Here is a 21,575-nt window from a genome sequence, read left to right on the forward strand (position 1 = left end):
AGGGGGGTGGGTACGGGTGATGGTCCGCCGGCGACATCGCCGGCGGACTTCCTTGCCAGTGAGCCGGATGAGTGCACGGATCCGCGTGGGTACATGGTCGGGATCGGTGGCGCCATCTGTCAAGTTTCTTAACAAATAACTCTCTCGCCAGCGATAACGCCGCGTCGATCGGTGAAGCTCTCGAGCCCCTGCGGGGCAGCGCGGCGGTCGGCACCTGGAACGCGCCGGGCCGCGCCGAGGAGGTCCTGGGCGTCAACATCGAGGACCTCGACCTGGCGCATCCCGACCACGGCGAAGAGCCCGGATCTGGTGCCGGGCTCTTCGCCGTTCCATGACGACGGTTCCCCGGTCGCTTCCGATCAACGGGACTCCGCCGCCCATACCCGGCGAGGCTCCCTAACCTGCGCAGAAGAACAACGGACCGAAAGGGAAGCCGTGGCGCAGCAGCGTTCGGAGTGGTCGGATCGGCGGGAGATCCACGAGGTCGTCCTGCGGTACTGCCGGGGCGTCGACCGGCTCGACATGGATCTGGTGCGCTCGGCGTACCACCCCGACGCGATCGACCACCACACCGGTTTCACGGGGCCCGTCGGGGAGTACCTCGCCTGGGTCGAGCCCAAGCTCCGGGCCCGCGCCCGGACCGGCGGGACCATGCACATCCTGGGCAACCACCTGGTCGAACTGTACGGAGACGCGGCGGTCTCGGAGACGTACGGCACTTCCGTCCATTGGGGCGAGCCGGCCGACAGCGCCCGCGCCAACTTCACCAGTGGGGTGCGCTTCGTCGATCACATGACCTACCGGGACGGCCGGTGGGCCATCTTCGAGCGCTGGGCGGTCCGCGAGTGGACCAGATCCGAGGTCGGCCGCTTCATGGCCAAGGAGGGCGACGGGCCCTCGGGACGGCATGACGACCAGGACCCTCTCATCCAGCTTCGACAGCGCATCACCTCTGGGAAGGCGGACTCATGAAAGTCGGTATCAGCTCCCCCATCCTCGCCCTCTCCGGCAACCGCCCCGCATGGGAGGAGCACGCCGGGGTTCCCGAACTGCTCCAGGTCGCCAAGACCGCCGACCGCCTCGGGTTCGACTTCATGACCGGCCCTGACCACGTCGCCGTGCCGCAGGGCGTCCCCCAACGCGAGCGCTTCTACGACCCGCTCGCGACGTTCTCGTTCCTCGCGGGGCATACCGAACGGCTGCGCTTCCTGCCGTACGTGCTGGTCCTGCCCTTCTACCACCCGCTTGAGCTGGCCAAGCGCTTCGGAACCCTTGACTACCTCAGCGGCGGCCGGCTGATCCTCGGCCTGGGCGTGGGCAGCCTGCGCGCCGAGTTCGACTTGCTGGGCAAGCCCTTCGAAGACCGCGGAGCCCGCGCCGACGACGCTCTACGTGCCCTGCGCGCGTGCCTGTCCACCCGCATCGCGTCCTACGACGGCCCGTACTTCTCGTTCAAGGAGGTGGTGATCGACCCGCACGCCGTCCAGGACAAGGTCCCGCTGTGGGTCGGCGGCCACAGCATGCGCGCCCTGCGCCGCGCGACCAGCCTCGCTGACGGCTGGGCCCCCGCCCCCCAGGCGTTCCACGGCCCGTCGCCGGAGAAGCTGCGCCAGATGCTCGATTCCGTGGAACTGCCCCCGGACTTCGACGTGGTCTTCACCCCCGGCCGGCGCGTCGACGCCCTGAACGCCCCCGACAGGGTCGCCGAACTCCTCGAGGCCGCCGCCGGCGCGGGCGGCACCCGCATCAACCTCACCGTGAAGCACGAGTCGCTCGCCCATTATCTGGAGCAGCTCGAAGCCTTCGCCGAACTCGCCTTCTCCGCGTAGGTGGCGCGGCCCGGCTCACCGGACGGCAACCCGACCCGCCTCGTGCACTCCTCCGCCATCGCGGGTTCCTCGCCCGCCAACGCAGGAGACCAGCACAACAAACCCTGAACCACCCTCCGGGGCTTGCTTGAGCCGCGTGCCGCGACGAGTGGCACGCACGGCTCTGAGGGGCCGGGGCGCAGTAATGCGTCCCGGCTACCCGCCGAGTTCCGGGCCTTCTCCACGTGTTGTCATGTGTTGCCGCGTGTTGCCGCTTGCCGCCACGCTTGCCGCCACGCTTGTCGCGTCGCGATGCGCGCGGTGCCGTCAGCACCGGTCACCTAGGGTTCCTGGCGCTCCTTCGAGCCGAGCACGCTGGACAGGAACGCCCGGGTCCGTTCGTGGGCCGGAGCGGCCAGGAGTTCGCCGGGCCGGCCCCGCTCGACGACCACGCCGTCGGCGAAGAAGGTCAGCCAGTCGCCGACCTCCCTGGCGAAGGCGATCTCGTGGGTCACCACGACCATCGTCATCCCCTCGGCGGCCAGGCCCTTCATGACCTCCAGAACCTCGTCGACCAGCTCCGGGTCCAGCGCGGAGGTCGGCTCGTCGAACAGCATCAGCGCCGGGTTCATCGCCAGCGCCCTGGCGATGGCCACCCGCTGCTGCTGGCCGCCGGAGAGCTGGTGGGGCCGCTTGTGCGCGTGGTCGGCCAGGCCCACCCGCTCCAGATGCTCCATCGCCAGCACCCGCGCCCGATCCGTCGGGGTGCCCAGCACGTGGACGGGGCCGCAGGCGACGTTCTCCAGCGCGTTCTGATGGGCGAAGAGGTTGAAGCGCTGGAACACCATGCCGATGTTCCTGCGGAAGGAGGCGAACTCCTTGGGCGTCCATGGGTGGTACCTGCCGTCGCGCAGCGTGTGGCCCACCTCCTCGCCGAGCACCCGCAGGCTGCCGCCGAGCACCGGCTCCAGGCCGTTGAGGCAACGCAGGAACGTGGACTTGCCCGAGCCCGACGGGCCGATGACGCAGCTCACCTCGCCGGAGGCCACGGTGAAGTCCACACCGTTGAGCACCTGCACGTCGCCGTAGCTCATCCGGACGCCCGACGCCCGCACGACCGGGTCCGGAACGGAATCCACGACCGGGTCCACGACCGCGTCCGCACCGGGGTTCGCGGCGGGCTTCACGCGGCCACCTTCGGCAGGATCCTGGCCGCCAGGCCGCCCCCGCGCACCAGCCGTACGGCGTCGGAGCCGAAACGGCGCTCCAGCCGGCCCTGCAGGAAGGTCGCCACGGCGGTCATGAGCATGTACCAGAGGCTCGCCACGATCAGCAGCTCCATGATCAGATTGTTCGCCTTGTATATCTGGCTGGCGTTGGTCATCAGGTCGTGCCCGGCGACCACGTAGACCAGCGAGGTGGTCTTCAGCATGGAGATGAACTCGTTGCCGGTCGGCGGGATGATGATGCGCAGCGCCTGCGGCAGCACGATGACCCGCATCCGCTTGGCCGGCGTCATGCCCAGCGCGTACGCCGCCTCGGTCTGGCCGCGGTCGACGGCCTGGATCCCGGCGCGCACGGTCTCGGCGAAGTAGGCGGCCAGGTTCAGCCCCAGCCCGAGCATGGCCGAGGTGAAGCCGGTCATCACCTGGTTGGTGTCCCACTTGAGGCCGATCATGGTGAACGGGATCTTGAGCACCAGCTCGGGGAACAGGAACGCCAGGTTGTACCAGAAGATGAGCTGCACCAGCACCGGCGTGCCGCGGAAGAACCAGATGTAGAACGTGGCCAGACCGCTCAGCACCGGGTTGTGCGCCAGCCGCATGATCGCGACCAGCACGCCCAGGACCAGCCCGAGGGCCGTGGCCAGCACCGAGATCTCGATGGTGACCCAGACCCCGCTCAGGATTCGCTCGTTGAACAGGTACCCGGCGACCTTGCCCCAGTCCAGGTTCGGGTTGGCCACGATGAGGTAGGCCAGCCGGGCCGCGACCGCCAGCGCGACCGCCGCGGCCAGCCAGCGGCCCCAGTGCCAGGTCCGCGCGACGGGGATCGGCCGGCCTGACGCGTCGGTGATCGGTTCGGTCCGCACGGTCACTTACCGCCGTTGATCACAGCGGACTGGACGGCCAGCTTGTCGAGGTTCCACGCCGCGAGCAGCTTGCCGTACTCGCCGCTCTGGATGAGCGCGTCCAGCGCGCCCTTGACGGACTCGATGAGCTCCTTGTTGTCCGGCTTCATCCCGATGCCCCACGGGCTCTCGGTGCCTTCGAGCGCGATCGCCTCCATGGCGAGCTTGGGATCGGCGGACTTGTAGGCGGCCACCACGTAGTCGGTGACGGTGGCCTGCGCCCGGCCGTTGCTCACCTGGAGCATGGCCTCCGTGTCGCCGGGGAACTTCAGGATGTTCACCGCCGCCTTGCCGTCCTTCTTGCAGTCGGCGTCGTAGCTCTCGGCCAGCTCCATGGAGGAGCCGTTGTCGACGACGGAGACCGTCTTGCCGCACAGGTCCTTCGGCCCGGCGATGCCGGCCGCGTTGCCCGCCTTGACCAGCATCCCCGAGCCCGCCTGCACGTAGTCGACGAAGGTGACCTGGCCCTGCCGCTCCGGGTTGTCGGTCATCGAGGAGATGACGAAGTCGTAGCGGCCGGTCAGCACGCCGGGGATCTGCGAGTTGAACTCCTCGTCGGTGATGGTCACCTTGACGCCGAGCTTCCTGGCGATGGCCCGGGCCAGGGCGGGGTCGAAACCGATCGGCGTCTTGCCGTCGGTGGCGAACAGTTCCATCGGCGGGTAGCCGATGGAGGAGACGACCTTCAGCCCGCCGGACTTGAGGCTCGCCGGCGCCTTGGCCGCGAGGTCCTTGTCCGGGGTGATGGCGTTGATGACGTCGGCCGCCTTCTCCTCGGTGGGAGCCTGGTCGAGGACGACGGCCGGGGCCGTGGCGGACGCGCCGGACGCGCCGTCGTCGTCCAGGGACTGGGCGCCGCAGGCAGCGGTGGCGGCGAGCAGCGCGCCGGCGGCGAGCGTGGTGAGGATCCGGGTGTTCAACGGGGGGTGCTCCTTCAGATTCGCTGCCAGCGGACTTCGCCGCCGACGACGGTGGTCATGACGTTGGTGCGCAGTACCGCGTCAGGCGACTCCCGGTAGGGGTCGGTGTCCACCGCGATGAAGTCGGCGAGCTTGCCGGGGGCGAGGACACCCTTGCGGTCGTCCTCGCCCGCGGCGTATGCGGCGCCCAGGGTGTGGGCGGTGATGGCCTCGGCCATGCTCAGCCGCTGTTCAGGCTGCCAGCCACCGGCGGGGGTGCCGTCGGTGCGGGTACGGGTCACCGCGGCGTACAGCGCGGCGAAGGGGTTGGGATGCTCGACCGGGGCGTCGGAGCCGAAGGCCAGCGCGACGCCGACGTTCAGCATCCCGCGCCAGGCGTAGGACGCCAGCTCGTGCCCGGCGAGCAGGGAGTCGACCAGGTCGATGTCGCTGGTGCAGTGCACGGGCTGCATCGAGGCGACGATGCCCAGACGCGCCATCCTGGCCAGGTCGCCGGGCCGCAGGTGCTGGGCGTGCTCGATGCGGTGGCGCAGCCCCGCGGCACGGCCGACGGCCTCGTAGGCGTCGATGACCAGGTGGGCCGCCCGGTCGCCGATGGCGTGCGTGGCCACCGCGATGCCGGCCCCCGAGGCCCTGGCGAACAGCCTGACCAGGTCCTCGTACGGTGTGACCGCGATGCCCACGTTGCCCTGCTCGCCGGCGAAGGACTCGCTCATGTGGCAGGTGTGCGAGCCCAGCGCGCCGTCACTGAAGATCTTCACGGGGCCGGTGCGGACCCAGTCGTCGCCCTGGCCGGTACGGCGGCCCTCGGCGATGGCGGCCTCCAGGTGGATCATCGGGATCGACTTGTGCACGCGCAGTTTCAGCTCGCCGGCGTCGTGCAGCTCCAGGTAGGCGGCGCGGCAGTCCTCACCGTCGATGTCGTGCACGCTGGTCAGGCCGAGCGCGAGCAGCTCCTCCTGCGCGGCGCGGAGCAGGTCACGCAGGTCGGGGGAGACCATCAGCCCGCGCAGCGGGTAGGAGGCCGACTCGCGCAGGATGCCGGTGGGCTCCCCGTCCGCGTCCCTGACGATCTCGCCGCCCACCGGGTCGGGGGTGTTCGCGTCGATGCCGGCCAGCCGCAGCGCCGCGGAGTTGGCCCATACCGTGTGGCCGTCCACGCTGGGCAGCGCGACCGGAAGTTCGGGGCAGACCGAGTCGAGCGCGTACCGGTCCGGCTGCGTCGGCGGATCCCAGGTGTTGCTGTTCCACCGGCCGCCGAACAGCCAGGCGCCCGGTCGCAGCCGCGCCGCGTGCGCGGCCACCTTGGCCAGCGCGTCGTCCAGGGAGCGCACGTCGCGCAGGTCCACCGCGTCCAGGCTCTGGGCGTACTGCGCGGTGTGGATGTGGGCGTCGTAGAGCCCCGGGATCACCGCCGCGCCCTCCAGGTCGATCAGCTCGGCGCCCGCGCCCGCGGCCTCGCGTACCTCCGCCTCTCCGCCGACGGCCAGCAGCAGCTCGCCGTCCACGGCCATGGCCTGGGCAGGCGGGGTGCCGCTGTCTCCTGTGTAGATGGCGGCGTTTCGGTACACGCGGATGCTCAATGTGACTCTCAAGGGCTCTCGAGTGACGGTGGCCATCACTGTAGGAGTGGCGAAAAGAAGTCGGAAGCGCTATAAACACGACATTTGGCGACGCTGAGAATAAGGAACGCTAATGCTGAAGCCGGAACACCTGCGCACGCTCCGTGAGGTCGTCCAGCTGGGGTCCTTCGCCGCCGCCGCCAACCGGCTCGGTTACACCTCCTCGGCCGTGTCCCAGCAGATGGCCGCGCTGGAGCGGAAGATGGGCGTGAAGCTGTTCGACCGCTCGGCCCACAGCGTGCTGCCCACCAGCGCCGCCGAGGTGCTGGCCAGGCACGCGGAGACCGTGCTCATGGACATCGAGCGCATGGTCGCCACCGTCCAGGCCGTGCACAGGAACAGCGGCGGCCAGATCCACCTGGGCATCTTTCCCAGCTTCGCCGACGTGCTGGCCGGTGTCCTGCGACGGATGGAGCCGCAGGACCGGGCCGGGATCAAGGTCTCCGTCGCCGAGTCCTCCCAGCTCATCCCGCGTCTGGGCGCCGGCGGCGAGATGGACGCGGCGATCGTCTACCAGGTGGGGAACTCCGGCCTGTCCTGGCCGTCGGCACTCGGACGGCACTGGATCGCCGAGGACCGCTACAAGATCGTCCACCCGCGCGACTGGCTCGACCTCGCGCCCTACCGGGTCGAGCAGCTCGTCGACCTGCCGTGGATCATGCATCATCCCGGCAGCAGCGACGCCTCCTTCTTCGACAGCGTCTTCGCCCGGTGGAACCTGCGCCCCCGGGTGGCCTGCTACTCCGACGACTTCAAGATCACGTTGACGATGGTCGAGGCGGGCATAGGCGCGGCCCTCGTGACCGACCTCGCGCTGCGCGGGCACGGCAGGGACGTCGTGGTCGCCGACGTGCCGTGGCTGAACACCAGCCGCAGTATCTTCAGCCTGGTCCGCCCCGAGCGCGAGACCGCGTCCCTGCACTCCCTGCTGGACGCGCTGGCGGTCTGACCGGCGGCGGCGCCGACCCGCGCTCGCGACGGGCGGCGTTCACCAGACACATCCCCAGGAGATCCCGACCATGGAAATGGAACACGAGGCGGCGATCGTCAGGTCCGCCGAGGCCATTCGGCTCCACCGCGGGCACAACATCCTCATCGAGTCCGGTGCCGAGCCGGTCATCGACCGGCTCGCGCGCCTCGACCGGCCGGTGCCCGCCACACCGCCCGAGCTGTGGGGCTGGACGTTCGTGGTCAAGGACATGATCGATGTCGCCGGTCTCCGCACGACCCGCGGCTCCGTCCTGTACGGGAGCGAGGAGGCCCTGACCACCGCGCCGTGCGTCGAACTGCTGGAACGCGCCGGAGGGCTCCTGGTCGGCAAGGCGAACCAGCACGAGTTCGCCTGGGGCGTCACGAGCGAGAACCCGCACTGGGGCGATGTGCGCAACCCACGCCATGAACACCTGGCCCCCGGCGGGTCGAGCGGCGGCACGGCGGCGGCGCTCGCCGCCGGCATCGCCCGGGTCGGCCTCGGTACGGACACCGGAGGTTCGGTGCGGATCCCGGCGGCCTGCTGCGGCGTCGTCGGACTGCGCCCGAGGGCCGGCGCCGTTTCGGCCGAGGGGGTCGCGCCGCTCGCTCCGATGTTCGACGTGGTCGGGCCGATGGCCACGTCGGTCGCCGACTGCGCGCGCGTGTGGCAGGCGCTCTCCGGGGAGGCCGTCCCGCCACCCCCCTCACTGTCGGGGCTGGTCGTCGGCGTCGCCGAAGGGTGCGCGCAGGCCGGGGAGTTCGCGGACCTGGGCGCCGAGGTACGCGAGATCGCCCTGCCGTACGACATCCTCTCCCCGTACTGGACGATCGTGGGCGCGCAGGCCCGGCGCACCCACGAGGCCACGTATCCGAAGAACGCCGCGAGCTACAGCGCGGGCGTGCGGCGGAAGCTGGACGACGCCGCCGGGATCGGCCATCGGGAATACCGCAGGGCCGTCGCGGAGCTCGCGGCCGTCCGGGCCAGGTTCTCGGCCGAGATGTCGGGCATCGACGTCGTGATCACCCCGACGCTCGGCGGCCCCGCGCCGCGGGTCGGATGCGACGAGGCCGCCGTGCGCGGCGAGGTCGGCCGGATCACGTCCGTCGTGTCCGCGCTCGGCCTGCCCGCGCTGGCCGTCGGAGACCTGCAGATGGTGGGGCGCGGGGAGGCCGACGTCCTGCGGGCCGGCCTGTGCCGGGAGGCCCGTGGGGGTGCGATCCCCGAGCCGCGCTGAACGTCAGATACGCGGCGACAGGCTCCACGGATCCACCGGGACGACTCCCGTGCAGCGGCCGAAGGGGTCGAGCACCCGCCCGTAGAGCTTCGACTGCCGCAGGACGATCTGCCGGTCGGCGACGCTCACGTACGGGAACCGCTCCTCGAGGCGCACCACCAGCGGATGCAGGTCGGAGACCCCGTGCAGGCCGACGGTGAGAAGCATGTTGCGGGCACCCGCGAGCGCCGCGCACGTCCGCGTCTCCGGCCAGTCGAGGAGCGCCCGGCCGGTCTCCTCCAGCAGGCCGTCCGGCATCCGCAGCCACAACACCGCCGAGGAGTGCCAGCCCGCGTGCGCGCGGGCCAGGTCGCAGCGGAAGTCGATGTCGCCGGTCGCGACCAGGCGTGACAGCCGCCGCTGGACCGTGCGCTCGGACATGCCGACGGCACCCGCCAGCTCGGCGTAACCGGCGCGGCCGTCCGCGAGCAGGGCCTTGAACAGCCGCCGGTCGATCTCGTCCATCTCCCTGGTGGACTCCGGCGGCCCGGGTCGCCTGGTCAGCACGCTCGCGGACCTGGGCGACAACACGCGCAGCCGCCAGCGGCACGACGCCTCGAAGACGCGCGTGGCGAGATGGGTGCGCACCTTCGCCACGCCGGGTACCCGCGGCAGGTCCGTGAGCAGGTAGTCCGCGAGCGCCGGCATCGACGCGGCGACGGCGATCACGAAGAGGTCGTGACCCGCGGCGACGTGCTGGACGGTGATGAGGTGCCCCGCCGTCGCGAGCCTGCCCGCGACCTCGACCGCCGCTCCGGCCTCGCAGTCGATCTCCAGGAACGCCATGCTCATCGCGTGCATCTGGCGCCGTCCCAGGGCGACGGTGGTCCACGCCTCCCCGGTGCCGTTCAGCCGCTGCCAGCGCCGCGCCGCCGTCACCGGGTCCGCGCCGGTCGCCGCCCCCACGTCCACCCAGCTCGCCCGTGGGTTGATCTGGAGGGCGTCGATGAGTTCGAGGTCGGTCTCCGACAACAACCGCGGAGGCTCGACGCCGGAATCCTGCACGATCACTCCCTTGGTGTCATATTGCTGCGTTCGGACACCGGGCACACCGTATACCTCGATCCTTGTGCGGGCAGCCGTCCCCGGCTCGCCTTCTGGCTCGCTCCCTGGATCGCCCCTCGGTCGCCGTGGGGGAGAGGACGCTTCCCGATGACTCCGCCGCGCGACTGCGACCTGGTGCTGGCCGGGGGGCGGGTCGTCGATCCCGAGTCCGGCCTGGACGCGGTCGCGGACGTCGCCGTCAGCGGCGGCACGATCGTCGCGGTCGGTGAGTCGTCCGGATTCCGCCCGGCACGGACGCTCGACGTGTCCGGTCACATCGTGACCGCCGGGTTCGTCGACCTGCACAGCCACGCGCAGACCATCCCCTCCCTGCGCCTCCAGGCGCTGGACGGGGTCACCACCGCCTTGGATCTGGAGGCGGGCGCGGGCGACGTGGCCCGCGCGCTCGCGAGCGCCGCGGCGGAGGGCCGCCCCGTCAACTACGGCTACTCGGCCTCGTGGGCGCAGGCCAGGATGGGCGTCCTGGACGGCACGCCCCCGGTACACGGACCGCTCGGCTTCGCGGCGGGCATCGGGGGCAGCGCCGGACGGCAGGGGCCCGCGGCCCCCGCCGCGCTCTCCCGGATCATCGGCCGCCTGGAGGAGGAGATCGGCGCGGGCGCGCTGGGCATCGGCGTGCTCCTCGGGTACGCCCCGCGAACCGGCAGGGGCGAGTACATGCGCGTGGCGAGCACGGCCGCGCGCCTGGGCGTGCCGACCTTCACGCACGCGCGCTTCAAGAACCGGGACGACCCGGAGACGGCGCTGGAAGGCGCGGCCGAGGTCGTCGCGGCGGCGGCGGGGACCGGCGCGCACATGCACCTGTGCCACCTGAACTCCACCTCGCTGCGTGCCGTCGACGAGGTCGCGGAGCTGGTCGGCGGCGCACGCTCGCGCGGGCTCGCCATCACGACCGAGGCCTATCCGTACGGCGCGGGGATGACCGCGGTCGGCGCCCCGTTCCTGCGTCCTGACCGCCTTCCCCGTCTCGGCCTCCGCCCCTCGGACCTGGTCGTCGTGGCCACGGGCGAGCGTCCCGAGGACGAGGAGAGGCTCCTGCGGATCCGGCAGGACACCCCCGAGGCGCTGGTCGTCGTCCACTACTTCGACGAGGCTTCGGAAGCGGACCTGGCCGTGATCAGGCGCGCGTTGCTGCTCGACGACACCGCGGTCGCCTCGGACGCCGTCCCCTTCACCGACGCGGGCGGCGCGCCCGTCGAGGGCGACCGTCCCATGCCGTCCGACGCCGTCTCGCATCCGCGCAGCTCCGGCACCTTCGCGCGGTTCCTGCGCACGATGGTGCGGGAGACCGCGACGTTGTCGCTGCGCGAGGCCCTGCGCCGCTGCTCGCTGCTGCCCGCCACCTTCCTCCAGGCCGCCTGCCCGGCCATGGCACGCAAGGGACGCGTACGGGCAGGCTGCGACGCCGACCTCGTGGTCTTCGACCTCGCCGAGGTCGCCGACCGGTCGACGTACCAGACCCCGGCGACGTCGTCGATCGGCTTCACACACGTGTTCGTCGGGGGAGAGGCCGTGGTGCGCGACGGCGCCCTGGTGCCCTCCGTACTGCCCGGCCGTGCCATCGTCGGAGGTGCCCGATGAGCGAGCCCCGGCTGGTCGGCGTCCTCGGCGGCATGGGCCCGGCGGCCACCGTCGACTTCTACGGCAAGCTCGTGGAGGAGACGGCGGCCACCTGCGACCAGGGGCACGTGCCCATCGTCATCTGGGGCGATCCTCGCGTCCCCGATCGTTCCCTGAGCCTGCTCGGCGGCGGCGAGGACCCGACCCCGCACCTGCGGCGCGGCATCGAGGCGCTGAAGCGGGCGGGATGCGAGGTGCTCGCCGTTCCCTGCAACACCGCCCACGCCTTCGTGCCGCGCCTGGCGGACGAGGCCGGGCTGGAGCTGGTGAGCATCATCGAGGTCACGGCCGACGCCCTCGCGGCGGACGGCGTCGGAGCCGCCGGCGTACTGGCCACCACGGGCACCCTGCGCGCGGGCCTGTACGCGGACGCGCTGCGGCGACGCGGCGTCGAGATCGTCGAGCCGGACGCGCCCGGCCAGCGGCAGGTCATGGCGGCCATCGGCGCCGTCAAGAGCGGCGGCGCCGGGCCCGCCCACCGTCGCGCGCTCGCGGAGGTCTCGCGGTCCCTCGCCGATCGCGGCGCGGAGCGGATCGTCACCGCGTGCACCGAGATCGTCCTGGCTCTGGACGTGTCCCGCGTCCCCGTGCCGGTGCTCGACCCCGCCCGCCTGCTGGCCCGCCGGGTCGCCGACGTGGCACTCGGCTGAGGCGCGCGCGGGACCCCGTCGGCCACGCGGGGTCGGAGCTCCCCCAAGTGGTTCACAAGTAGCGATCGATAGACACATCCCCGTCATATCGGCTGCTGAGTCCTGGGGGTCTCGTGTTCAGGCAGCGATTGTTCAGCGTTCTGTGCGCCTTGGGGATGGCGGCAGGACTGGTCACGGCGGTTCCGCCGGTCGCCTCGGCGGCCGCGCAACGGGATGAGGAGACCACCGCGCTCCTGTCCGCGGTCGAGCGGTTCGCCGCCGCGGGCAGGGGCCTCGCGACGGTCGGCCCGATGGGCGAGCAGCTGCCCCTGGTCGGCCTGGTCCCCGGCGGCGCGGACGGCCTGGGACTGGGCGACCTCTTCGACGTGGCGGTGTACGACCAGCTCAAGGACCTCACCAGCCTGGCCGATCTCAAGGACGAGTACGCGCTCGCCGGCCCGCGCGGCGGCCGGTTGCTGGCGAAGGCGAGCACCGACGGCACCATCAGGCGCCTCGACCTCACGTTGGAGGTCACCAGGACGGTCGCCGACCGGCCGGTCTCGGTCAGCAGCACCCAGCCCAAGGTCTCGCTGGCGACATCCGGCGGGGTGAACGTCACGCTGAAGCTCGCGGCGAAGCTTCCCTTCGGCTACGACCCGGCCACCAAGTCGGTCTGGCTGGGCAAGGACGTCGCGCTGACGGTCCAGGCGGACGGGCGACTGGTCGCGGGGGCCAAGCCCACGGCCGCCTTCGGCATCCTCGGCGTCGACCTGTCGGCGGGTTCGGCGCTCTCCTTCACCTCCACGTACACCTCGGCCGTATCCGACCCCGACGGCGACGGCAGGCTGGACCTGCGCGAGCTGGGGGCGGAGGGGGCGGCGGCCGGGCTGTTCACCTTCTCCAGGAAGGGCTCGGCCACCGCCAAGCTGGGGATCACGGCGCAGCCGTTCGCCGGTGCCCAGGTCGAGGGCGCCACCGCGACCGTCGACGTGAGCTGGCCGGACCTCGCGGCGGGCGGCCCGCAGGTGAGCGTGAGCCAGCCCGACCTGGACAGGCTCAACCGCTTCCAGACGCTCACCCCGAAGGACCTGCTGGACGGGCTGACACATCTGGCCAACGCGATCACCGCCGTACAGCGTGCCCGCTGGGGCGACCAGGGCGACGTGGATCTGCCGTTCATGCGTGGTTCCCTGGCCGACGCGGTGCAGATCTCGGAGGCGCTCGACGCGTTCGTCGCCGGCAGCGTCGACCGCGACACCGGCCGGCCGACCTTCACCTCGATCCAGGACATGTTCACCGCGCTCGGGAAGGCGCGCGGCCTGCCCGGCGGCGCGATCATCAAGGTCGCCGACGCGGGCTACGACGACGCCGCCAAGAAGATCGCCTTCACGCTCGTCATCGACCGCTCGGTCAACCCCGTGCCCGAGGCGCTCAACCCGGCGGGCCAGGCCAGCAGCGGGGCGGGAACCGGCGTCACCTACACGGCCGCGACCCTCAAGCACGCCGGCCAGAAGTGGACGCCCGGGCAGTTCGCCGGCCGTATGGTCACCGCGGGCGCGTCGAGCGGCGTCGTGGCGGACAACACCGCCGACACCGTCACCCTCGCCGCGGACGGGTGGCGCGGAGGCGTGCCCGCGGCCGGCGCGCCGTACCGGATCGCCGCGGCCGACCCGATGATCGGCCAGGTCTCCTTCGGCGACACCTTCAAGACCCGCGCGGGGCTCGCCCAGGCCAACGCGGCCACGTCGGTGGCCGGCGTGATGCGCGGGTACCACGCCGCCGCCACGGTCGTGCTCGACCTCAGCGACCCGGCCACCGGGCAGGCGTGCGCCGCCAGGCCGGACGGGCAGCAGAAGGCCTGCCCGTACAAGCACACCAATCCGGACGGCAGCTCCACCGTGGTGACCGAGTTGCCCCGGCCCGCCGACCGGATCATGCTGCGTACCGGCCGCGATCTTTTCGGGGCGCGCGTGTCGGTCCTGACCCCGGTCAACGTCAACGCCGTCGTCGGCTACCTGGGGGTGCAGGTCACCGGAGACCTCTCCATGTCCGGCAGGAGCGGCGGCGACCTGGTGAAGGTGGCGCTCAAGGACGTCGGAGACGTACGGCTGACGCGGCTGTTCGAGCGCCTGGCGAGCAACCCGGGCGAGGTCCTGACGTCCCAGGTGGACGCCGCCGCCCAGGCCAGGCTCACCCTGGGCGTGCCGGGGATGGCGGACTTCTTCGGCGGCAAGGTCACCGGCGCGGTGGAGATGCCGGACATCGGCAAGCCGGACGCGCTGGTCTTCAGCGGCTTCGACAAGCTCGGCAAGGTCAAGGACTTCGCCTTCGACCCCGACAACCCGCGCGCGCTGTTCGGCGCGCTGATCAAGTCTCTGGGCGCGATGGCCACCTACCTCGACCAGGTCAAGGGCAGCGGGCCGGTCGGCGACGCGATGACCACGAAGCTGCCGCTCCTCGGCCGCTCGGTCTCCGACCTGGTCTCCGCCGAGGAGATGGGCTCGGGCCCCGGCGTCGTGTACGGCGACGGCGCCTGCGGCGGCGGCAACGGCTTCGTCACCGACCCCTCCCGCACGTTCACCCAGGCGCACGTCGGCCGCGGAGTGATCGTCGGTACCCGTCTGATGACCGTCGCGGCGGTCTGCGACGGGCACACGATGGCGTTCACCGGGAAGTTCGGCGAGGCCACGCCGGAGCCGGGCGCCGCCTACGCGCTGCGCTCGCGGCTCAGGGACGCGGTCGACCGGCTGACCGCCGCCCCGCCGGACACCGTGCAAGCGATGGTCGCCGAGCTGAACAAGACGCTGGGCGGTCAGGTGCGCATCGGCTACGAGGGCGGCCGGCTGCGGCTGTCGCTGGCCTATGACAAGAAGGCGGCGATGAACGAGCCGCTGCGCTTCTCCTTCGGGGAGCGCAGCCTGGTCGCCGCCTCCGGTTCCGGCACGCTCGACGCCACGATCGACGGCGAGGTACGGCTGGGCCTGCAGGTGGCGCTCAAGCGCGACTTCGACCTCGCCCGCGATCTGCTCGTCGAGACCGATTCCAGCCTCGACCTGGAGGCGAGGGCGCAGCTCGACGGCACCGTCGACGCCTCCATCGGGCCGCTCCCCGTCTCCATCGGCAAGGCGGGCGACGATCCGCTGCAGGCCAGGCTCGGCTACGGCGTGAGCCTCCGCTACGGCGGCGAGTCGCAGGAGGCGGTGCCGCCGGCCGACTTCTTCGCCGGGCTCGACCTGGCGCTCAACGAGACGAGCGACCCCGTCACCTGCGACCGCGACCCCCGTCGCGACGAGACCGACCTCGCGCTGTGCGCGGTGCTGCCCGCCTACCTGGGCGGCAGCCCGATCACCGCCGACGGCAAGCACGCGCTCGTCCTGCGGTTGCCCAGAGCCGCTCCGCTGGCCGAGATGTTCGACCTGACCAAGAAGCTGCCCGGCGACATCGACCGGCTGGAGCTGCCCGCGTTCGACTTCTCCACGCTGCCCGCCGGGATGGAGCTGGACTGGACCAACCTGGGCGACGGCATCGACCGCTACCTCACCGCGCTTGAGTCCGGCATGCGCACGGCCGCCTACGACGGCCGGCTGCCCCTGGTCGGCCACGACCTCCAGCAGGGCGCGGACTTCGTCGGCGCCAAGCGCCTGGAGATCAAGGCGGCGATCCGCAAGCTGCCGAACGGCGGCCGGGTGCCCACCGGCAAGGACCTGCGTGAGTGGTACAACGCCGAGCTGGCCCCCAAGATCGGCCCAGGTGCGCAACCCATGATCACCTGCGTGCAGGCGCCGGAGCCCGCGGACCCCACCGCCTGCGACGCGGCCAAGGGCACCGAGCTGACCGGCGTCAGATTCACGATCAGCATCGGCAAGGGCGTCGTCGACCCGCAGCAGGGCTGTGTCGACGGCTGCGCGGCCCTCGAGCGGCGGCTGGACATCGGCATCCCCGGCCTCGCGCTGCGCCAGGGGCCCGGCAAGGGCGTGCAGGCCAAGGTCGGCTGGCACATCGAGGCCACTGTCGGCCTGGACCGGACCAACGGCTTCTTCCTCGACGCGACGCCGGACAAGCAGCCGCGGGCGAGCGTCGGCGTGAACGTCTCGCTGCCCGAGCAGATCAACGCCAAGCTGGCCATCCTCGACGTGACCCTGAAGAACCGCACGGCGCAGTCGCCCGACCTGTTCGCGGGCACCTTCACCGTCGGGCTCAAGCCCGTGGGCCGGATCGGGCTGCGGGAACTCGCCGACGCCGGTGACCTGGTGGAGACCTCGTTGCACGCCAAGGCGGCCATCGACTGGCGCTTCACCGTGACGCCCGGGTCGCCGATGCTCCCGGGGCTGTTCGGTGACTTCCACGTGGCCTGGGACCTCACCAAGGGCGGCGCCCCCGACCCGGCGAACCTGAACATCGCCTTCACGAACGTGAACCTGGAGGCCGGTGACTTCTTCCGCACCGTCCTCGGCCCGGTGGTGACCCAGGTCAAGCGGCTCACCGATCCGGTCAGGCCGGTGGTCGACCAGCTCTACGCGCCGATCCCGGTGCTCTCGGACCTGAGCCGGGCCGCGGGCGGCGACGACGTGAACCTGATGACGATCGCCAAGAAGTTCAACACCCTGGGCGGCAACAGCACGACGCAGTTCATCGAGCGGATGACCGAGATCCTCAAGCTGGTCTCCTCCCTGCCCGACTGCCGGGGCGAGTTGCACATCCCCATCGGCGGCTTCACGGTGGTCGGCGACAGGGCGCTCACCACCGAGAACTCGCCGGACGTGGCGGACTCGCTGATCACGGATGTGGCCCCGGAGACGGACGACCTGTTCGCGGCGCTCGACGAGGGCGCCAGGAGCTGCGCCAAGGGCAAGGCGGCGAGCGACGCCGAGCAGGGACCGCTGAAGCACTCCAAGAGCGCCGGCTTCAGCTTCCCCGTGCTCGACAACGCCGGCCGGTCGATCTTCAGCCTGCTCATGGGCAAGGACGTGGAGCTGGTCGAGTACGACTCGGGCCCGCTGCGTCTGGGCTTCACCTACAGCCAGTCCTTCGGCCCGGTGTACGCGCCGCCGCCCATCATGGTCGTCATCTCCGGCACCGCCGGGGTCGAGGCGCGGATCAAGGCGGGCTTCGACACGTACGGCATCCGCAAGGCGATCGAGCAGGGAGAGGCCGACCTCCAGGTCCTCGACAGCCTCTACCTGAAGACCACCGACGAACGCGGCCGGCCCCTACCGGCGATCAAGCTGTACGGACAACTCGAGGCCGGAGCGGCGGTCGACCTGCTGCTGGTCAAGGCGGGCGTGAGCGGCGGCGTCTCCCTGGCCATCTCGATGCTCTGGGCCGATCCGACCAACGACGGCAAGTTCAGGTTCCACGAGTTCACCGGCGTCCTGCTGCGCAACCCGCTGTGCCTGTTCACCATGGACGGCAAGCTCAAGGTCTATCTCAAGGCCTGGGTGGAGATCGGGATCTCGATCTTCAAGAAGCGGTTCGACTGGACGATCGTCGAGGCCACGCTGCTCGACTTCTCGGCCAAACCGAAGTGCGACGAGGATCCGCCCAAGCTCGCCACCGTCAGCGGCGAGGCGCTGGTGCTGCACATCGGGCCGATGCGCCCGGCCAGAGGCGGCAGCACGGCGGGGCCCAGCGACGACGCCGAGCAATGGACCGTCAGCCAGCTCCCCGGCGACGAGGGGTTCGTGGTCAGCGCGCTCGGCGTACGCGAGGAGCACCGTACGGCGGGACTCGACCGGGTGCTGGCGGACGGCCGCGGCGCGAAGGGCAGCCTGCGGCTCGTCTTCCAGGGCTACGCCGACGCGTCGGGCAAGCCGTACCCGTTCGACCGGAAGGTCGTCGCGTTCGGCGGTGAGGGAGACGACCTGATCCTGGCCGGCGCGGGAACCAACGTGGTGGACGGTGGCAAGGGCGACGACCAGATCACCAGCGCCGACCAGTACGACGAGCGGGGCAGGACGGTCGCGATCGTGGCCGGCGGCCCCGGCGACGACTACCTGACCGTGGGCGGCGCGGGCGGCTGGGTGGCCGGAGACGGCCGCCTCACCCCCGCCACCCGGAAGGTCGGCACGGTCGAGGTCGCCGACTGGACCGCCGACGGCCTGCCCGGCGAGCCCGCCGACGGCTCCGGCGACGGCGACGACCGGATCGCCGCCGGGCTCGGCAGGAACCGGCTGTGGGGGAACGGCGGGGACGACACGCTCAGCGTGGCGTCCGACAGCCCGCTGGCCGCCACCGACCCGTCGCCCCGCTACCGCGCCCAGCCGAGCCTGCTGGTCGGCGGGCCCGGCAGCGACACCCTCACCGGCGGATCCGCCGGCGACGAGATCTACACGGGACCGCGCGAGGAGACCGAACCCGACGGCGCGGGACCCGCCGACACCGGCCCCAACTACGTCGACACCGGCGCGGGCGCTGACACGGTGTACGGCGGGCAGGCCGTCGACCTGGTCGCCGGGCACTCCCTGCCCGGCGAGACGGTGAAGATCATCGGAGGTGGCGGCGACGACGTGCTCGCGGGCGGTCACGGCAAGGACGAGATCTTCGGTGGCCCCGGAGACGACTGGGTGATCGCCGAGCCGTCCGACGTCGGCGAGGCCGAGGGCCGCGACGACTACGGCCCGGCCAGGCGGGTACGGCACCTGCCGCTGCCCGCGGGCGTCGAGCCGTCGGTCAAGCTGCTGGTCGGCGGCGACGGCGACGACCACATCGTGGGCGGCGACGGCGGCGCGACGATCTTCGGCGACAGGCGGCGCGCCGAGCCCTGCGAGGAGACCGACGGGAACGGCGACGGCCGCGACCTCATCCTCGGAGGCTCAGGAAAGGAGACCGTCTCGGCCGGCGGCGGAGCCGACCGGGTCGAGGCCGGTGCCGGAGACGACCGGATCTGCGGCGAGCGGGGCGACGACCACCTGTCCGGAGGGGCGGGCGACGACTCGATCAGCGGCGGCTCAGGCAAGGACACCGCCTACGGCGACGACGGGGCCGACGAGGTGGCCGGCGGCTCCGGCGACGACACGCTTTACGGCGGCGCGCAGGACGACACGGTCCTCGGCGAAGCGGGCGAGGACGTCGCGTTCGGCGGCTCCGGCGACGACCTGGTCATCGGCGGCAGCCGTACGGCGGGCAAGGCCGACGGAGGCGACACGCTCTACGGCGACGCCGGAGCGGACCGGCTGGTCGGTGACAACGGCGACGCCACCGGTTCCTTCGACCTGGACGGGACGCCGGAGGACGCCGGTGGCCCCGACGTGATCCACGGCGGCGACGGCGCCGACATCGCCTTCGGCGGGATCGGGGCCGACGAGGTGCACGGCGACGCCGGTGACGACCACCTCGAAGGAGGCAACGGCGCCGACCGGGTGCTCGGCGAGGACGGAGAGGACGAACTCGTCGGCGGCGGCTCCGGGCCGCACCCCGACGCGGGCGACACCCTGCTCGGCGGCGAGGGACCGGACGTGATCGCCGGTGACAACGCGGTCCTGAGCACGTCCGGCACGGCGACCCCGGTCGCGGCACGGGCCGGCCAGCTCCGCACGCATCGGGTGGAACTGCTCGCGGGCGGCTCCGGCGCGGACGTCGCCGACGGTGGCGCGGGCAACGACGCGATCTTCGGGCAGGGCGGCGCCGACCGGCTGCGCGGCCAGGCGGGCGACGACTACGCCGAGGGCGGCCAGGGAGTCGACTGGGTCGAGGGTGACCAGGGCGACGACGACGTGGTGGGCGGCTCGCACACGGCGACGGCCGACGACGACGACGCGCTGTTCGGCGGTCCGGGCGACGACGTCGTCCTGGGAGACAACGCCCTGGTGACGCCGGCGGGTGAGCCCACCCGGGCCACGGTCAGGTCCGGATCGGCCGGCAAGCCCATGACACCGCGCGCGGTCACGCTCCTGGGCGGCGGTTCGGGCGGCGACCGCATCTCCGGTGGGTCGGGTGTGGACGTCCTGTGGGGGCAGGACGGTGACGACTACATCTCCGGCGGCGCCCAGGGCGACTATGTCGAGGGCGGCGGCGGCGCGGACCAGATCCGCGGCGACCTCCCGCTGTCGGCCGAGTCCACCCAGACCACCAGCGAGCCGCTCGCCGACCCCGGCTGGAAGGGCGCCGCGAGCGAGCCAGCGGAGCTGGAGGGCGAGGACGCCACACCCGGCCAGGACGACCTGATCGGCGGCTCGGCCAAGCCGGGCGCGGCCGACAAGGCCGACGCGATCGAGGGCGGTGGCGCGGCCGACGTGCTGCTCGGCGACAACGGCTCGCTCGTACGCACGCTCACCGAGAGCGGCGAGCGCGTCTACACCGAGCGCTACGCGGCGGGGCAGGCGCCCGCCGACGCGACGCGCAGCCGTACGCACGATCCGGCACTGCCGGGAGAGTCCACCAGGTTCTGCACGCAGGCCCAGGCGACGTGCGAGCCGGAAGGCGCCTTCGGGGCCGACCGCCTGTACGGCGACGCGGGCGACGACGGGCTGTGGGGACAGGACGGCGACGACCGCCTGTACGGCGGAGCGGGCGACGACGACATGTTCGGCGAGCTCGGCGACGACGAGATGGACGGCGGCGAGGGCGAGGACGCCATTCTCGGCGACCGCGGCGGCGTGGTGAACGAGCGCATCGACGCCGGGGACGCCCAGCGGCTCGGCTTCACGGTCAGCCTCAACGCCCCGCCGAAGGAGACCTACCGCGGCTTCCCGCTCGGCTCCTACGACCGTCGCGCGGACCTGCTGCACGACGCGGACGGTGACACCTGGGTGAGCGCCGCCATGCCGTACGACGGGTTCGCCAAGGGCGGCGACGACCGCATGCGTGGCGGGCCGGGACGCGACAGCATGCACGGCGGCGCGGGCGACGATCTGATCAACGGCGACAGCGGCGGCGACGAGGTCTTCGGCGACGACGGCGCGGACGTCATCTGGGGTGGCAAGGGCTGCGACCCGGTCCTCGACGCGGCGACCGCCGACTGCCTCAGCGACGGCGTGTTCGACCCGGCGGCCCGGGGCACCGGCGACCGCTTCGTCGACCACGTCTTCGGTGGCGCCGGGGCGGACCTGCTCGACTACAACCCGCGCGGTTCCTTCCCGGACGAGTGCGCCCCCGGCCGGATGCCGGACGGCACGCTCACCACCGTCGTCGACCCCTGCCTCTGGTTCCGGATGACCGACAAGGACAACGCCTCCGTCATCGACGACCAGCACCACCAGGGCGTCGACTGGCAGTACGGCGGAGCGGACCGGGACGTGCTGCAGGGCGACCGGACCGCCAACGGGCCGAACCCGGGCGACAAGATGATCGACTGGAACGGCTCGTTCAACCTCTACACCCACTGCGGCCCGGCCAACGGCGGGCACAACATCGTCCGCCAGCACTCCCCGGCGATGCTCGACTTCCTGGCCAAGGTGGCCTGGGGAGCGGGCGCGGGGCGCGGCGCGGGTGACGCCTCGGGGGCGCGGGAGCTGGCGATCCCCACAGGCGACAGCGGCTCGCCGTATCCCACCTCACCCGGACACTTCGACTCGCCCGTGGCCTGCGCGGGCTGAT

Annotated in this window: 12 protein-coding genes; 7 read left to right on the forward strand and 5 right to left on the reverse strand. The window is 72.1% G+C overall.

The window, feature by feature from the left end; genetic code table 11:
* Positions 1-435: 435 nt before the first annotated feature.
* Positions 436-972, forward strand: coding sequence for a nuclear transport factor 2 family protein (locus AB0I59_RS30480; RefSeq protein ID WP_061261119.1), 537 nt, complete (start codon positions 436-438; stop codon positions 970-972).
* Positions 969-1,829: a TIGR03619 family F420-dependent LLM class oxidoreductase gene (locus AB0I59_RS30485; RefSeq protein WP_358138383.1), complete on the forward strand. Its 861-nt coding sequence runs from the start codon at positions 969-971 to the stop codon at positions 1,827-1,829. Before AB0I59_RS30480 ends, AB0I59_RS30485 begins: the two co-directional genes overlap by 4 nt.
* Positions 1,830-2,149: 320 nt before the next feature.
* Here AB0I59_RS30485 and AB0I59_RS30490 read toward each other — a convergent pair whose 3' ends face one another.
* The 4 genes from AB0I59_RS30490 to AB0I59_RS30505 all read right to left on the reverse strand — a co-directional run bounded on the left by AB0I59_RS30490 (position 2,150) and on the right by AB0I59_RS30505 (position 6,430).
* The gene (locus tag AB0I59_RS30490) at positions 2,150-2,902 is read right to left on the reverse strand and encodes an amino acid ABC transporter ATP-binding protein (protein WP_358138498.1); all 753 of its coding nucleotides are present in this window, start codon (positions 2,900-2,902) and stop codon (positions 2,150-2,152) included.
* Between the two features lie 89 nt (positions 2,903-2,991).
* Positions 2,992-3,900, reverse strand: coding sequence for an amino acid ABC transporter permease (locus AB0I59_RS30495; RefSeq protein WP_358138385.1), 909 nt, complete (start codon positions 3,898-3,900; stop codon positions 2,992-2,994).
* Between the two features lie 2 nt (positions 3,901-3,902).
* Positions 3,903-4,859: an ABC transporter substrate-binding protein gene (locus AB0I59_RS30500; protein ID WP_358138387.1), complete on the reverse strand. Its 957-nt coding sequence runs from the start codon at positions 4,857-4,859 to the stop codon at positions 3,903-3,905.
* A gap of 14 nt (positions 4,860-4,873) precedes the next feature.
* On the reverse strand, positions 4,874-6,430 hold the full coding sequence (locus AB0I59_RS30505; protein WP_358138389.1) for an amidohydrolase: 1,557 nt from the start codon (positions 6,428-6,430) through the stop codon (positions 4,874-4,876).
* Between the two features lie 124 nt (positions 6,431-6,554).
* Here AB0I59_RS30505 and AB0I59_RS30510 point away from each other — a divergent pair, with 124 nt between their 5' ends.
* Positions 6,555-7,430, forward strand: coding sequence for a LysR family transcriptional regulator (locus tag AB0I59_RS30510; RefSeq protein ID WP_061261124.1), 876 nt, complete (start codon positions 6,555-6,557; stop codon positions 7,428-7,430).
* Between the two features lie 70 nt (positions 7,431-7,500).
* Entirely contained in the window at positions 7,501-8,688 is a 1,188-nt protein-coding gene (locus AB0I59_RS30515; RefSeq protein WP_358138391.1) for an amidase, read from the forward strand.
* Between the two features lie 3 nt (positions 8,689-8,691).
* On the opposite strand, the gene AB0I59_RS30520 is transcribed toward AB0I59_RS30515, so the two are convergent.
* Entirely contained in the window at positions 8,692-9,777 is a 1,086-nt protein-coding gene (locus AB0I59_RS30520; protein WP_358138393.1) for an Lrp/AsnC family transcriptional regulator, read from the reverse strand.
* Between the two features lie 102 nt (positions 9,778-9,879).
* Here AB0I59_RS30520 and AB0I59_RS30525 point away from each other — a divergent pair, with 102 nt between their 5' ends.
* From AB0I59_RS30525 to AB0I59_RS30535, 3 genes are all read left to right on the forward strand, one after another.
* Positions 9,880-11,373, forward strand: a complete 1,494-nt coding sequence (locus tag AB0I59_RS30525; RefSeq protein ID WP_358138395.1) for an amidohydrolase family protein — start codon at positions 9,880-9,882, stop codon at positions 11,371-11,373.
* A complete protein-coding gene (cuyB, locus tag AB0I59_RS30530) occupies positions 11,370-12,062 on the forward strand; it encodes a cysteate racemase (protein ID WP_061261128.1) in 693 nt (230 codons plus the stop codon). Before AB0I59_RS30525 ends, cuyB begins: the two co-directional genes overlap by 4 nt.
* A gap of 155 nt (positions 12,063-12,217) precedes the next feature.
* Complete coding sequence (locus AB0I59_RS30535; RefSeq protein WP_358138397.1) at positions 12,218-21,574, forward strand: hypothetical protein; 9,357 nt, start codon at positions 12,218-12,220, stop codon at positions 21,572-21,574.
* The last annotated feature ends 1 nt before the right edge of the window (position 21,575 follow it).

The sequence above is a fragment of the Microtetraspora glauca genome (assembly GCF_040656155.1).
Lineage (GTDB): Bacteria > Actinomycetota > Actinomycetes > Streptosporangiales > Streptosporangiaceae > Microtetraspora > Microtetraspora glauca.